The sequence below is a fragment of the Coprococcus sp. AM100_B19A genome, from assembly GCF_027662015.1.
In the GTDB taxonomy this organism is placed as follows: Bacteria; Bacillota; Clostridia; order Lachnospirales; family Lachnospiraceae; genus Allocoprococcus; species Allocoprococcus comes.
Map to the genome: position 1 here is coordinate 121,185 of NZ_JAQDKN010000002.1, position 14,421 is coordinate 135,605.

General features: G+C 45.6%; 11 protein-coding genes and 2 tRNA genes. 7 read left to right on the top strand and 6 right to left on the bottom strand.

The features are described 5' to 3' along the window. Positions 1–277: 277 nt before the first annotated feature. Together PGQ33_RS02820 and PGQ33_RS02825 are read right to left on the bottom strand one after the other, a co-directional pair. Positions 278–362 (bottom strand) — tRNA-Leu (locus PGQ33_RS02820). A 39-nt stretch (positions 363–401) separates the two neighbouring features. Beyond that, positions 402–486, bottom strand: a tRNA-Leu gene (locus PGQ33_RS02825). A gap of 278 nt (positions 487–764) precedes the next feature. Here PGQ33_RS02825 and pap point away from each other — a divergent pair. The 7 genes from pap (at position 765) to PGQ33_RS02860 (ending at position 9,524) form a co-directional block, all read left to right on the top strand. Continuing rightward, a complete protein-coding gene (gene pap, locus PGQ33_RS02830; protein WP_270205221.1) occupies positions 765–2,228 on the top strand; it encodes a polyphosphate:AMP phosphotransferase in 1,464 nt (487 codons plus the stop codon). Between the two features lie 3 nt (positions 2,229–2,231). Then, on the top strand, positions 2,232–3,236 hold the full coding sequence (locus PGQ33_RS02835; protein ID WP_195501553.1) for a deoxyguanosinetriphosphate triphosphohydrolase: 1,005 nt from the start codon (positions 2,232–2,234) through the stop codon (positions 3,234–3,236). 84 nt (positions 3,237–3,320) lie between these two features. Next, positions 3,321–5,096 (top strand): DNA primase, encoded by a 1,776-nt coding sequence (dnaG, locus tag PGQ33_RS02840; RefSeq protein WP_195250099.1) that lies wholly within the window; start codon positions 3,321–3,323, stop codon positions 5,094–5,096. A 39-nt stretch (positions 5,097–5,135) separates the two neighbouring features. Further along, positions 5,136–6,251 carry an RNA polymerase sigma factor RpoD gene (gene rpoD, locus PGQ33_RS02845; RefSeq protein WP_117823093.1) on the top strand — a complete coding sequence of 372 codons (1,116 nt, stop codon included), beginning with the start codon at positions 5,136–5,138 and terminating at the stop codon, positions 6,249–6,251. 4 nt (positions 6,252–6,255) lie between these two features. Beyond that, the gene (locus PGQ33_RS02850; protein ID WP_270205222.1) at positions 6,256–6,972 is read left to right on the top strand and encodes a tRNA (adenine(22)-N(1))-methyltransferase; all 717 of its coding nucleotides are present in this window, start codon (positions 6,256–6,258) and stop codon (positions 6,970–6,972) included. 10 nt (positions 6,973–6,982) lie between these two features. Further along, the gene (locus PGQ33_RS02855) at positions 6,983–7,780 is read left to right on the top strand and encodes a Nif3-like dinuclear metal center hexameric protein (RefSeq protein ID WP_270205280.1); all 798 of its coding nucleotides are present in this window, start codon (positions 6,983–6,985) and stop codon (positions 7,778–7,780) included. 70 nt (positions 7,781–7,850) lie between these two features. Further along, positions 7,851–9,524, top strand: a complete 1,674-nt coding sequence (locus tag PGQ33_RS02860) for a nucleoside kinase (protein WP_270205223.1) — start codon at positions 7,851–7,853, stop codon at positions 9,522–9,524. 247 nt (positions 9,525–9,771) lie between these two features. On the opposite strand, the gene PGQ33_RS02865 is transcribed toward PGQ33_RS02860, so the two are convergent. From PGQ33_RS02865 to PGQ33_RS02880, 4 genes are read right to left on the bottom strand one after another with little or no spacing between them, the layout of a single operon-like run. Next, positions 9,772–10,656: an RluA family pseudouridine synthase gene (locus tag PGQ33_RS02865; protein WP_270205224.1), complete on the bottom strand. Its 885-nt coding sequence runs from the start codon at positions 10,654–10,656 to the stop codon at positions 9,772–9,774. Continuing rightward, the gene (locus tag PGQ33_RS02870) at positions 10,656–12,539 is read right to left on the bottom strand and encodes an extracellular solute-binding protein (RefSeq protein WP_270205225.1); all 1,884 of its coding nucleotides are present in this window, start codon (positions 12,537–12,539) and stop codon (positions 10,656–10,658) included. The genes PGQ33_RS02865 and PGQ33_RS02870 overlap by 1 nt, the downstream gene beginning before the upstream one ends. Beyond that, positions 12,539–13,357 carry an ABC transporter permease gene (locus PGQ33_RS02875; RefSeq protein ID WP_022220522.1) on the bottom strand — a complete coding sequence of 273 codons (819 nt, stop codon included), beginning with the start codon at positions 13,355–13,357 and terminating at the stop codon, positions 12,539–12,541. Before PGQ33_RS02875 ends, PGQ33_RS02870 begins: the two co-directional genes overlap by 1 nt. Further along, positions 13,347–14,420: an ABC transporter ATP-binding protein gene (locus tag PGQ33_RS02880; RefSeq protein ID WP_117556198.1), complete on the bottom strand. Its 1,074-nt coding sequence runs from the start codon at positions 14,418–14,420 to the stop codon at positions 13,347–13,349. The genes PGQ33_RS02875 and PGQ33_RS02880 overlap by 11 nt, the downstream gene beginning before the upstream one ends. Position 14,421: the final 1 nt, after the last annotated feature.

Sequence of the window (14,421 nt, forward strand, 5' to 3'; positions counted from 1 at the left end):
GAGCCAGGTTCGTCCAGTGGACGAATGCCCTGCGCCGACCGTAGCGAAGCGAAGACCTGAACCATGGATTTAAGCTGTACGTTGGTATAAAAAAAGAATTTCTAACAAAAACGGAGAATTTGAAAAATGAAGGAAGCGGAAGATGGGGCGCAATTCGTCCAGTGGACGAATGCCCTGCGCCGACCGTAGCGGAGCGAAGACCTGAACCATGGGTTCAGGTCACGCTTCGGTACTATAAAAAGGAACCTCTGATAAAATCAGAGGTTCCTTTTTATAATGCGGAAGATGGGACTTGAACCCACACAAGCGCAATGCTTACAAGATCCTTAGTCTTGCTCGTCTGCCAGTTCCGACACTTCCGCACAAACAATATTTAATTACCGGATCCGGATAAATCCGAATGCGGAAGATGGGACTTGAACCCACACAGGCGCAATGCCTACAAGATCCTTAGTCTTGCTCGTCTGCCAGTTCCGACACTTCCGCATATCACTCAGTGAGCTTTATTTTTTAACTGCTCGCCGCTGACAAAAGCTATAATACTATATTCCAAACACAAAGTCAACAAAAATTTAAAAGAAATTTTAATTCGCAATATATTACGAAAAATATCGAAAAGATAAATAATTCAATAATTTTACAAATCTACTTTCTTATTATGAGAAAATATAGTAATATGATATATAATTGTATGCGTTAATTGCGCGTTTTATCAATGAATTTGGGGATAATAAGAGCAGAAACTGGTGAAATGGAGGCATTTTATGGAGAAAAATATAAAAATGAAGGATATAAAAGAACTGGGAGAGCAGCTTGGAGAACTGCAAAGAGTGTGCAGGGAGAAAAAAATCCCGGTGATGATCGCGTTTGAGGGTTATGGAGCAGCAGGAAAAGGGCTTCAGATTGGTAATCTGATCCAGGCACTCGATCCAAGAGGCTTTAAAGTATATGCGGTAAAAAATGAAACGGAAGAGGAATGGATGCATCCTTTTATGTGGCGTTTCTGGACGAAGATCCCGGAAAAGGGAAGAATTGCGATTTTTGATACCAGCTGGTACCGGAGAGTTATGATTGAACGTTTTGAAGGAAAAACACCGGAAAAAGAGCTGGAAAAGGATTTTGCATCGATCCGTGCGTTTGAAAAACAGCTGACGGATGATGGAATGGTGATCATCAAACTGTTTTTAAAGATTGACCGGAAAGAACAGAAAAAGCGCTTTGAGAAACTGCTTGTTTCCAAGGATACTGCATGGCGGGTAAGCAAAGGCGATCTGAAGCGGAACCATGATTTTAAAGAGTATAAAGCAATCAATGAAGAGATGCTGCGGAAAACGGATGCGGATTACGCACCGTGGACAGTGATCAATGCTACAAAGAAGAAAGAAGCCAAAGTGGCTGTTTATCAGGCGGTGATCCAGGCAATGAAAGAAGCAGTCGCAAGAAAGGAACTGGAAGAAAAAGGCAGTCTGGAAAAGAAAACGGAAATGAAAAGGGAAACAGCAGAATCCATTCTGGCAAAGACGGATCTTTCCAAATCCATGCCAAAAGAGGTTTATGAGGAACGCTTAAAAGAGCTTCAGAAAAAGATGGAACATCTGCATGGAGAACTTTATCGCAGGAGAATCCCGGTTGTCCTTGGCTTTGAGGGGTGGGATGCCGGAGGAAAAGGTGGTGCGATCAAACGTCTGACTTCACATATGGATCCGAGGGGATATGTGGTGAATCCGACAGCGTCACCGAGTGATACAGAGAAAGCACATCATTATCTGTGGCGTTTCTGGCGTGCAATGCCGAAAGCCGGCCATATTGCGATATTTGACAGAACCTGGTACGGAAGAGTGATGGTAGAGAGGATTGAAGGATTTTGCACCGAAAAAGAATGGAAGAGAGCTTATGGGGAAATCAATGCCATGGAGCAGGATCTGGTAAATGCAGGAGCAATCGTGCTGAAATTCTGGATGCAGATTGACAAGGATGAGCAGGCGAGAAGGTTTAAAGCCAGACAGGAAAATCCGAAAAAACAGTGGAAGATCACCGATGAAGACTGGAGAAACCGGGAAAAATGGGATCAGTATGAGGTGGCGGTAGAAGAAATGCTGGAAAAGACTTCTATGCCACATGCACCGTGGATCGTAGTGGAAGGAAATGATAAATACTATGCACGTATTAAAGTTTTGGAATGCGTGACAGAAGCAATCGAGAAACGACTGAAAGAAGAGAGAAAATAAAAAATGACGATCAGGGAACAGATGGAAGAAAGAGAAAAGGAATATCTAAGCCCCTGTGCCACGTTAAGCATGGCTTCCCGGGGGAGAAAGAGAAATGAGCCACAGTGTGATATCCGACCGGTTTTTCAGAGGGACAGAGATCGGATCCTGCACAGTAAGGCATTCCGGCGCATGAAGCAGAAGACGCAGGTGTTTCTCCTACCAATCGGAGACCATTACAGGACACGGCTGACGCATACGCTGGAAGTATCGCAAAACGCCCGGACGATCGGAAAGGCGCTCAGGCTGAACGAAGATCTGGTGGAGGCAATTGCACTGGGGCATGATCTTGGGCATACTCCGTTTGGGCATGCAGGAGAGAGAGCTCTGAACAACGTGTGTCCGTGTGGATTTAAACACAATGAACAAAGTGTCCGTGTAGTAGAGGTGCTGGAGAAACATGGGGAGGGACTGAACCTGACCTGGGAAGTGCTAGATGGAATCCGCAACCACAAAAGTGCGGGCATGCCTGCGACACTGGAAGGGCAGATTGTCAGACTGTCTGATAAGATTGCTTATGTGAACCATGATATTGATGACGCAGTAAGGGCGGGGATCATGAATGAAGAGGAACTGCCCAAAGAGCTGCGAAAGGTTCTGGGAAACAGTAAAAGAGAGCGTCTGAACACACTTACCCATGATGTGATCGTAAACAGCATGGACAAACCGAAGATCTGCATGTCAGAGGAAGTCCGTGAAGCATTGATGGAGCTGCGGACATATATGTTTACCCATGTTTATGAGAATCCACTTGCAAAGGGCGAAGAGGACAAAGCAATCCGAATGGTCGAAGATCTGTATTCTTATTATGAAACGCACATGGAAAAGATGCCGGAGCAGTATCTGAAACAGCTGCAGAAGGGGGAAATGCCGGAGATCGCAGTGTGTGATTACATAGCAGGAATGACGGATAATTTTGCCGTAAAAAAGTTTGAAGAAATTTTTATTCCACAATCTTGGAAATTTTAAAGGAAATAAAAAAGTTTTGTCGAATATATATTATGTAGGGGTTGCGCAAGGTGCGCGAACCCTGCCAGGAAGGTGTAGGACATAATGTATTATTCAGATGAGATTATAGAAGAAGTAAGATCGAAAAATGATATCGTAGATGTGATTTCCGGATATGTGAAGCTGAAGAAGCAGGGGAGTTCGTATTTCGGACTTTGCCCGTTTCACAGTGAGAAATCTCCTTCTTTTTCTGTGAGCAGGGATAAGCAGATGTATTACTGCTTTGGCTGCGGAGCGGGAGGAAATGTATTTACCTTCATTATGGAGTATGAGAATTATTCTTTTGTAGAAGCACTCAAGTTTCTGGCACAGCGTGCCGGTGTGGAGCTTCCGCAGGAGGAATATTCAAAAGAAGCGAAAGAAAGAGCGGATACGAGAAGTGCGCTGCTTGAGATGAACAAGCTGGCGGCCAAGTATTATTATGCACAGCTGAAGACGGATGGTGGAAGGCAGGCAAGAGAATACCTGCAGAACCGTCAGTTAAGCCAGGAGACGATCACCGCATTTGGACTTGGATATTCCAGCAAATACAGTGACGATCTGTTTCGATACCTGAAAATGAAGGGTTATAGTGAAGAGATGATCATCAAAGCCGGTCTGGTAAATGTCGATGAAAAGCACGGAGTTTACGACAAATTCTGGAACCGTGTCATGTTTCCGATTATGGATGTGAATAATCGTGTGATCGGATTTGGCGGGCGTGTGATGGGCGACGGGAAGCCAAAGTACCTGAACTCACCGGAGACTCTGATTTTTGATAAGAGCCGGAATCTGTACGGACTTCACCGGGCGAGAACATCGAGAAAGCCGTATTTTATTGTGTGTGAAGGCTATATGGATGTAATTTCGCTCCATCAGGCGGGATTTACCAATGCAGTTGCATCACTTGGAACTGCACTCACAGCAGGACATGCAGCATTGATCAAACGGTATGTGAATGAAGTCTATCTGACCTATGATAGTGATGAAGCCGGAACTAAAGCGGCGCTCCGGGCAGCTCCGATTCTTCGGGAGGCCGGTGTGACGACCCGCGTGATCCGGATGGAACCGTACAAGGATCCGGATGAATTCATCAAGAATCTTGGAGCTGAGGCATTTGAAGAGCGGATCAGGAAAGCAAGGAACAGCTTTATGTTCGGTCTTGAGATGCTGGAAAAAGGTTATGACCTGAATGCACCGGAAGGAAAGACGGAATTCCTCAGAGAGGCGGCGAGAAGGCTGGCACGTTTTGAAGAAGAAATTGAACGTGACAATTACATAGAAGCGGTGGCAAAGACTTATCACGTCGGCTACGAAGAACTTAAGAAGCTGGTTGTCAAGGTAGCAGTCCAGAGCGGAATGGCAGCTCCGGCCACAAAGCCGAGACAGACGATCCGCCAGGAAACGCCAAAAGAGGATGGTCATATCCGGTCACAGAAGATTCTGCTTACCTGGCTGATCGACAGGGAAGAGCTGTTTGATCAGGTAAGCCGTTATGTTACGCCGGAGGATTTTACGGTGGAGCTGTACCGGAAAGTTGCTGAACTTCTGTATGAACAGCATGCAAAAGGAGAACTGAATCCTGCGCAGATCATGAATTATTTTACAGAGGAAGAGGAACACCGCGCGGTGGCAGCACTTTTCAATACGAGAATCAAAGAGCTGACGACTGCGGGAGAGCAGGAAAAAGCGATCAAGGAGACGATTCTCCGGGTAAAGGAGTACAGTATCGAAACTGCAACCCGGAATCTGGATCCGACAGACATTCAGGGGCTGCAAAGGCTTATGAATGCGAAGAAGGCAGTGCAGGACCTTCATAAACTGCATATTTCCATTAATTAGGGATAGAATATAAACAAGCGATGAGAGGAAGGACACTACATGGAAGAGAACGTAGTAAAGTTTCAGGAAAAATTAAAAAATCTGGTTGCCCTTGCGAAGAAAAAGAAGAACATTCTTGAAATCCAGGAAATCAATGATGTATTCCGGGATATGGAGCTGGAACCGACACAGATGGACAAGGTATTTGAGTACCTGGAGGCTAATGGGATCGATGTGCTTCAGATGAATGATGACTCCAATGTGGATGATGATGATCTGGAGATCATGCTTTCGGATGAAGACGAAGTGGATATGGAGAAGATCGACCTGTCTGTTCCGGACGGAATCAGCATCGAAGATCCGGTCCGTATGTATCTGAAGGAGATCGGTAAAGTTCCGCTTCTTTCAGCAGAAGAAGAGATTGATCTGGCAAAGAGAATGGCAGATGGTGATGAAGAAGCGAAAAAGCGTCTTGCAGAAGCCAACCTGCGACTGGTAGTCAGCATTGCAAAGCGTTACGTGGGACGTGGTATGCTGTTTCTGGATCTTATACAGGAAGGAAACCTTGGACTTATCAAAGCGGTAGAGAAGTTTGATTATCAGAAGGGATTTAAGTTCAGTACCTATGCAACATGGTGGATCCGTCAGGCAATCACACGTGCGATTGCTGACCAGGCGAGAACTATCCGTATACCGGTTCATATGGTAGAGACGATCAACAAACTGATCCGTGTATCCAGACAGTTACTGCAGGAGCTTGGACGGGAACCTACGCCGGAAGAGATCGCGGCAGAGTTGGACATGCCGGTAGACCGTGTGCGTGAAATCTTAAAGATTTCCCAGGAACCGGTTTCTCTTGAGACTCCGATCGGTGAGGAAGAGGACAGCCACCTGGGCGACTTTATCCAGGATGATAATGTACCTGTTCCGGCAGAAGCAGCAGCGCAGACACTCCTGAAAGAACAGCTGGATGAAGTTTTAAGTACACTGACAGAGAGAGAACAGAAGGTTCTCCGCCTGCGTTTTGGTATGAGTGATGGAAGAGCACGTACACTGGAGGAGGTCGGAAAAGAGTTCGATGTCACCCGTGAGCGTATCCGTCAGATCGAAGCAAAAGCGCTCCGCAAGCTTCGTCATCCAAGTCGCAGCAGAAAATTAAGAGATTATTTGGATTAAGAAGATGGCTGAATTATCAAAAAGATTACAGGCAGTGGCGGATCTTGTCACACCGGGAATGCGTCTTGTGGATGTGGGAACAGACCACGCTTACATCCCAATCTATCTGACACAGAACGGGCTGGTTCCATCCGCAATTGCCATGGATATTAACAAAGGACCATTAGAGAGAGCGGATACACATATCCTTGAACATGGACTGGATGGGAAAATCGTTACCCGTCTTTCTGATGGTCTGGTGAATTTGAAAATGGAAGAAGCTGACACAATGATCGCCGCCGGAATGGGCGGCGGTCTTGTCATACACATTTTGAATGAGGATCCGGCAAAAACCAGAAGCTTAAAGGAACTGGTCCTGCAGCCGCAGTCAGAGCTTGCGAAAGTCCGCCGTTATCTGGAAGAACATAGATTTCGTATCGTTGCAGAGGACATGGTGGAAGAGGATGGCAAATACTATCCGATGATGAAGGTGATCCCGACAGAGCAGAAAGGTCTTTATGCGGAAGGTGTTCCGGCAGCAGAAGAAGAGCTTGAATATGGAAAATATTTATTAGAGAAGGGTCACCCGGTGATGGGAGAATATCTGAAAAAGGAACTGTCTGTGAATCAGGGCGTGTATGAAAAGCTTCGGGTGCAGGTGAGTGAACGCACGAAGGAGAGAAGTGCAGAGGTTCTGCATATGATAAAGAGAGCAGAAGACCTGCTTGACCGGTATTTTTAGGAGGAAAATGATGATTTGCAGAGAAATTATAAAAGAAATAGAAGCACGTTTTCCAAAGCACTATGCTATGGAGTGGGATAATGTAGGACTGCAGGTCGGAAGAAGCGATAAAGAAGTAAAGCGGATCTATCTTGCACTGGATGCGACGGATGAAGTGATCGAAGAAGCAACAGACTGGGGCGCAGATATGCTGATCACACATCATCCGATGATCTTTAAAGCAATGAAAAAGATCAATGACGAGGATTTTATTGGCAGAAGAGTACTGAAGTTGATCCGGGATGACATTTCTTACTATGCGATGCATACCAATTATGATGTAATGGGAATGGCAGAGCTTGCTGGGAAGGTACTTGAACTGAGTGAACCGGAGGTTCTGGAAGTGACGGGAAGCATGCAGTCAGAATCCGGCGAAGTTCCGGTTGGAATCGGAAGAGTTGCTGATCTGGCACAGCCGATGGATTTAAAATCCTGTGCGGAAATGGTAAAAAAAGCATTTGATCTTCCGAATGTGAAAATTTTTGGAGAGCCGGATATGCAGGTACATCGCCTTGGTGTTTTTCCGGGCTCCGGGAAGAGCGCAATTTCCGTATCTTTGGAAAAAGGTGTGGATGTACTGGTGACAGGTGACATTGATCACCATGAGGGGATTGATGCGGTTGCGCAAAAAATGGCAGTAATTGATGCCGGACACTATGGCGTGGAGCATATCTTTATTGCAGATATGGAACATTTTTGCCGGGAGAAATTTCCAGAGGCAGAGATCCGGACAGCAAAGATCCGGCAGCCATTCTGGGTTTTGACGTAAGGTGTTTGGGAGCGGGGAGAAAACAGACAGATTTGTCAAAGCGCCGTAAGGCAGAAAGAAGGCGGTAAATATGGAACAGCAGATGTACAAAGTACAGATTGACGGGGAAGAGAGAAGTTTTCCGGCAGGAACCACATATCTGCAGATTGCCGGGGAATATCAGGAAAGATATCCACATGATATTGTTCTTGTATATGTAAATGGAAAGCTTCAGGAGCTTGGAAAGAAGCTGAAAAAGGACTGTACGCTCCATTTTGTGACGACAGGCGAGACAATTGGAAATCTTACCTATCGCCGTGGTGTAAGTTTTCTGCTGGTGAAGGCAGTATATGATACAATCGGACACGATAAGATAGAACAGGTGAGAATCCATTTTTCTGTAGATAAAGGGTATTATTGTACAATAAAAGGAGATCAGAAGCTGGATCAGGAACTGCTTGCAAGGATTGAAGAACGGATGCATGAAATGGCAGATATGAATCTTTCAATCCGGAAGAGATCGGTTCATACCGATGAAGCGGTTGAAATGTTCCGCAAATACGGTATGAAGGATAAAGAGCGTTTGTTCCGGTATCGCAGAGTGTCTACGGTCAATATTTACAGTATCAATGAATTTGAGGACTACTATTACGGCTATATGGTTCCGTCAACCGGCTATCTAAAATATTTTAAATTATATTTATATGATGAGGGATTTGTAGTGCAGATGCCGGAGGCAGCTGAACCGGAAAAGATACCTCCGTTTCAGCCTCAGAATAAGCTGTTCCATGTGCTGAAAGAGTCTACGCGTGGCGGTGATATGCTTGGAATTGAGACGGTAGGGGCACTGAATGATTATGTGACAGGCGGCAGCGCCAATCCAAAGGAACTGCTTCTGGTACAGGAGGCAATGCAGGAGAAGAAAATTGCGCAGATCGCAGAGCAGATTGCAGGAAATCCGCAGAAGAAGTTTGTTTTGATCGCCGGTCCTTCTTCGTCAGGAAAGACTACATTTTCCAGACGGCTTTCCATCCAGCTCCGGGTAAGCGGTCTGGTCCCGCATCCGATTTCGGTGGATGATTACTTTAAGAACCGTGTGGATACACCGCTGGACGCAGAAGGAAAGCCGAATTATGAGTGTCTGGAAGCGCTGGATGTGGAACTTTTTAACCACGATCTGAAAAAGCTGCTTGCAGGCGAACGGATTGAACTTCCGACGTTCAATTTCAAGACCGGAAAACGGGAATATAACGGACATTATATGCAGCTTGGTGAGCAGGATATTCTGGTGATCGAAGGCATTCATTGTCTGAATGATGCGTTGACCCATGATCTGCCAAAAGAAAATAAATTCAAGATCTATATCAGTGCACTGACCCAGCTGAATATCGATGAGCATAACCGGATCGCATCAACAGATGGACGTCTGATCCGCCGGATGGTGCGTGATGCAAGAACCAGAGGTACTTCGGCAAAGCAGACGATCGCTATGTGGCAGTCGGTGCGAAGAGGGGAAGAGAACAATATTTTCCCGTATCAGGAAGACGCGGATGTGATGTTCAATTCAGCTCTTCTTTATGAGCTGGCAGTTCTGAAAGCTTATGCAGAACCGATCCTGTTCGGAATTGAGAAGGACTGCGCCGAATATCAGGAAGCGAAGAGACTGCTCAAATTCCTGGATTATTTTGTGGGGATCGGAAGTGAGTATGTTCCGCAGAATTCGATTTTGAGGGAATTTATTGGAGGCGGATGTTTCGATTTGTAGAATGTTGAAGCTAGTCACATGGTAAGAGAGCGATATAGATTATAGAGGCAGTTTGAATCCATTCCGCTGTTTTTTAGTGTGATCCGTCGTCAGAAATAAGAAATAAACAGAAGAAGAGCTTCTGGGAGAATGAATATCTTTGTTCTCTCAGAAGCTCTTCTTCTGTTTGACCGGAAAATACATATGGAAAATTCTTCCATAAAAAGAGTATTATGTGCCGGGGATGGGGATCACTTAAATATATTTATCAGAGTAACATATCTTCAGGCACAGGCGCTGTGAAATGCATTTCTTCTCCTGTGATTGGATGCCGGAAACGCAGATGATGTGAGTGCAGTGCCTGACGGCTGATATGGCTGTAATCCGGATTATAGAGAAAATCTCCCGGAAGCGGATGGCCGATGTAATTCATGTGCACCCGGATCTGATGAGTGCGTCCGGTATCCAGCTTTAAGGCAACCAGAGAGTAGACCGGATCTGTATCTGTAATGGAAAGCCTGCGGTAATGGGTGCAGGCGTATTCACCATGTTTAAAATCGACCATGCGCTCGATGGTAGAACCCTCTTTTCTGGCAATTGGAGCAGTGATGGTTCCGTCTTCCGGGATGATTCCCGTGGCAAGTGCCAGATATTCCCGGTGGATTTCCCGGCGTGCCATCATGGCAGAGAGGAGAGAGGCACTGTAAAGATGCCGGGCAATGATCAGAAGACCGGTGGTGTCCCGGTCAAGCCGGTTAATGCAACGGTATACAAAAGGCTCGCCTTTCTCTTTGAAATACCATGCGCAGGCATTGGCAAGTGTGTTGTCATAATTTCCCTGGGAAGGGTGAATTGGCATTCCGGCAGGTTTATTGATGACCAGCAGGTCCGGATCTTCATATACGATCGAAAGAGGCAGATCTGACGGAACAATATTTTCGGAGAATTTTGTTTCGGTAATCCGGATGGCAAGCTGGTCGCCGGGAGTAAGAAGGGTGCGTGCCAGTACCGGGTCCCCGTTCAGACGGATTCCTTCCGGATCTTCTTTGATTGCCCGGATCAGAGAAGAAGAATATCCATGAGCTTTTAGAAACTCATGGATATTGGAAGTTTTCTGTTCGGTTATTGTATAATTCAGAATTCTTTCCCACATTACTTTGATTTCACTTCCCGCCATAATTCATTGTAGACAGCATCGTTTTTATCTCCACGGAATTTGAAGGTCTCACAGATGGAGAGCTCGCTTGCATCCGGGAATGCAATCTTGCTGTTGCGGATGGACTCGTCTTCGATCAGTTCCCGCGCTGCTTCATTTGGAGTCGAGTAGGTGATGTACTCAAAGTTCTTCAGTGCGATGTCCGGACGGCAGAGGAAGTTGATGAACTTTTCAGCATTTTCCTTATGCTCTGCATTCTTCGGAATTACCCAGGAGTCGATCCAGATATTGGATCCTTCTTTCGGAATTACATATTTCAAATTTGGATTTTCTTTCTGTGTGTAAATGGCTTCACCAGAGTAAATAACACCGATGGCTGCTTCATTTCCAATCATCTTGTCACGCACCTGGTCAACGACGTATGCCTGAACCAGAGGTTTCTGCTTGATCAGAAGATTCTTCGCTTCGTTCAGCTCATCCAGGTCGGTTGAGTTCAGGGAATATCCAAGATATTTTAAGGTAACACCGAATGCATCGCGGACGCTGTCCTGCATCAGAATGCTGTCCTTGTACTTTGGATCCCAGAGAACAGACCAGGAATCAATTGGTTCGTCTACCATGGTTTTGTTGTAAAGGATTCCGACAGTTCCCCAGCAATAAGGAACAGAGTATTTATTTTCCGGGTCAAATGCCTTGGACTGATCCATATAGGTCTGTCCGATATTTTTGATATTCGGAATATTATCCCGGTTGATCTCGTCAAGAAGATCGTTCTCGATCATACGCTGGATCATATAGTCAGAAGGGCAGACCACATCATAGGAAATAGCGCCGGATTGCACCTTCGGGTACATGATCTCATTGGTTTCGTATTCTTCATAGACTACCTGGATACCGGTTTCTTCTTCAAAGATATCCAGGACATCCGGATCCAGATATTCGCCCCAGTTGTAGACAATTACCTTTTCGGAGCCGGAAATCTTTGTCTTTGAATTGTAGAAAAATCCTCCGGCTGTAATGATGATCACGAGCAGTGCCGGTACGACACGTGTTACGACGAGACGCATCGTGTGGCGTGCACGGGATGGCTTGCGGATCGTGCCGTCTTTTTCGTGAACTTCTTTTTCCGGTTTTAAATTGACCAGGAAGAGAAGGAAGAGCACCGTTACAAACATGATCGTTGAGAGTGCGTAAATTTCCGGACGGATTCCTTTTCGTACTTCACTGTAAATTTTGGTAGACAGGGTATCGATTCCAGGTCCTTTGGTAAAGTGGGTGATCACAAAATCATCCAACGACATGGTAAATGCAAGCAGGAAACCGGAAAGAATTCCTGGAAGGATATCCGGAAATACGACTTTGAAAAAAGCGTAGATCGGGGAAGCACCCAGATCCAGTGCGGCTTCATAGGTCCGCCGGTTGGTCTGCTTTAGTTTTGGCATGACACTTAGGATGACATACGGGATATTAAAGGTTATATGTGCAATCAGGATTGTCGAAAATCCCATGTTCATACGGAATGCGATAAACAACAGCATCATAGATACACCAGTCACAATGTCTGCGTTCAGCATCGGAATGTTGGTGACACCCAGCATAAAGGTACGAAACTTGCGGTTCATACTCTGGATTCCAATGGAAGCCAAAGTTCCAATCACGGTTGCAATCAGCGCAGAAAGAAGTGCGATGATCAGGGTGTTGTATAAGGTGCTCATGATCGCTTCATCCTGGAAAAGGGATACATACCATTTTCCGGTAAATCCGCCCCATTTGGCACGGGTTCTGGAACTGTTAAAGGACAGAACCATCAGTGTCATGATCGGAGCATAGAGGAAGATCACGATCAGCAGTAAATATAAATTCTGTAATTTCTTTTTCATTAGAATGCCGTGCCCTCCCCGTCTTTATCGTATTTGGCGATCAGAGCCATACTTGCAATGATGAAGATCATCAGGACAAGTGAAAGTCCACTTCCTACATGCCAGTTGCTTCCCTGCTGGAATTCCTGTTCGATGACATTTCCAATCAGAAGGATCTTGCTTCCACCGAGGAGATTGGAAATGACGAAGGTTGTAAGTGCAGGTACAAATACCATAGTGATTCCACTGATGATACCCGGAACACTAAGCGGAAGGATGATCTTGGTAAATGTCTGGATATTTCCGGCACCGAGATCTCTGGCTGCGGAAATAACATCTTTGTCAATCTTTACAAGTACATTGTAAATCGGCAGCACCATGAACGGCAGGAAGTTGTAGACCATACCGAGGATGATCGCTGTCGGTGTGTTGATAATGTTCCATGAAGGCAGCCCGAAGAAATGGAGAACGGAGTTGATGACACCGTTTTTCTCCAGGAGGTTCTGCCATGCAAGAGTTCTGAGCAGAAAGTTCATCCACATCGGAAGGATGAAAACAAGTACTACGAAGCTGGACTGGTTTACATTTCTTCCGACAAGGATCATTGCCAGAGGATAGGCAAGGATCAGGCAGATCACTGTGCTGACAAATGCAAGCAGAAGTGCAAGCCCCAGAGCCTTTAAATTCTCAGGTGTTGTGATTTTGGCAAGGTTCATCCAGGTGAATTTTCCGTCATTGTCAGTCAGACCATAATAGAAGATCATGATCAGAGGAATGATAATGAAAGAAACTGCCCAGAAAAGGTATGGCCCAGCCAGGAGACGTTTGCTATTCTTCAATTCCTACAGCCTCCTCATCTTCAGATTCCGGTTTTTTCATGATCTGAATATCAAACGGGTCAACATGGATTCCAACCTCAGTGCCAACCGGGAACATATCGGTGCTGTGTACCAGCCATTCATAGTTGTTGGCAAGGACTTCCATTTCATAGTGGACTCCTTTGAAAATCAGATGGGTAACGACACCCTTTAATGTGCCTTCTTCTGGTTTTACAAGATCGATGTCCTCCGGACGGATGACCGCATCGACCGGTTTGTTGGTTCCGAATCCGGTATCCACACACGGGAATTCGGCACCGACAATATTGACCAGCTTATCGCGTACCATGATGGCATTGAAAATGTTGCTATCGCCAATGAAGTCGGCTACGAAAGCATTTTCCGGCTCGTTGTAGATATCTTCCGGTGTACCGATCTGCTGGATGTATCCCTGATTCATGACAACAATCGTGTCAGACATGGTGAGGGCTTCTTCCTGATCGTGGGTAACGTAGATAAATGTAATTCCCAGCTCATTTTTTAAACGGATCAGTTCATACTGCATGTCCTGGCGGAGCTTTAAATCCAGGGCACCGAGAGGTTCATCCAGAAGAAGAACTTTTGGTTCATTTACAATGGCGCGGGCGATGGCAATACGCTGCTGCTGCCCCCCACTTAAAGAATCCGGATAACGGTTCTGGTAACCTTCCAGATTGACCAGTTTTAATGCATAATGAATCTTATCATCGATGTAAGATTTTGATTTCCCTTTGATCTTCAGACCAAAAGCAATATTTTCAGCAATGGTCATATGGGTGAAAAGCGCATATTTCTGGAAAACAGTGTTGAGCTGTCGTTTATTCGGTGCAAGGGATGTAATGTCCTTTCCATCGAAAATTACTTTTCCGGAGTCCGGATTTTCGAATCCGCCGAGGATACGCAGAAGCGTTGTCTTTCCGCAGCCGCTAGGTCCTAAAAGTGTGAGAAATTCATTTTCTCTGATATAAAGGTTCAGGTCGTCCAGAACCAGATTGTCTCCATATGATTTGGAAACACCAACAATGTCAATCAGTTTGTTTGGCATA

Excerpts from the sequence above, each read along its gene's own strand:
- pap (WP_270205221.1), top strand. The coding sequence starts at position 765 with ATGGAGAAAAATATAAAAATGAAGGATATAAAAGAACTGGGAGAGCAG.
- PGQ33_RS02835 (WP_195501553.1), top strand. The coding sequence starts at position 2,232 with ATGACGATCAGGGAACAGATGGAAGAAAGAGAAAAGGAATATCTAAGC.
- dnaG (WP_195250099.1), top strand. The coding sequence starts at position 3,321 with ATGTATTATTCAGATGAGATTATAGAAGAAGTAAGATCGAAAAATGAT.
- rpoD (WP_117823093.1), top strand. The coding sequence starts at position 5,136 with ATGGAAGAGAACGTAGTAAAGTTTCAGGAAAAATTAAAAAATCTGGTT.
- PGQ33_RS02850 (WP_270205222.1), top strand. The coding sequence starts at position 6,256 with ATGGCTGAATTATCAAAAAGATTACAGGCAGTGGCGGATCTTGTCACA.
- PGQ33_RS02855 (WP_270205280.1), top strand. The coding sequence starts at position 6,983 with ATGATTTGCAGAGAAATTATAAAAGAAATAGAAGCACGTTTTCCAAAG.
- PGQ33_RS02860 (WP_270205223.1), top strand. The coding sequence starts at position 7,851 with ATGGAACAGCAGATGTACAAAGTACAGATTGACGGGGAAGAGAGAAGT.
- PGQ33_RS02865 (WP_270205224.1), bottom strand. The coding sequence starts at position 10,656 with ATGTGGGAAAGAATTCTGAATTATACAATAACCGAACAGAAAACTTCC.
- PGQ33_RS02870 (WP_270205225.1), bottom strand. The coding sequence starts at position 12,539 with ATGAAAAAGAAATTACAGAATTTATATTTACTGCTGATCGTGATCTTC.
- PGQ33_RS02880 (WP_117556198.1), bottom strand. The coding sequence starts at position 14,420 with ATGCCAAACAAACTGATTGACATTGTTGGTGTTTCCAAATCATATGGA.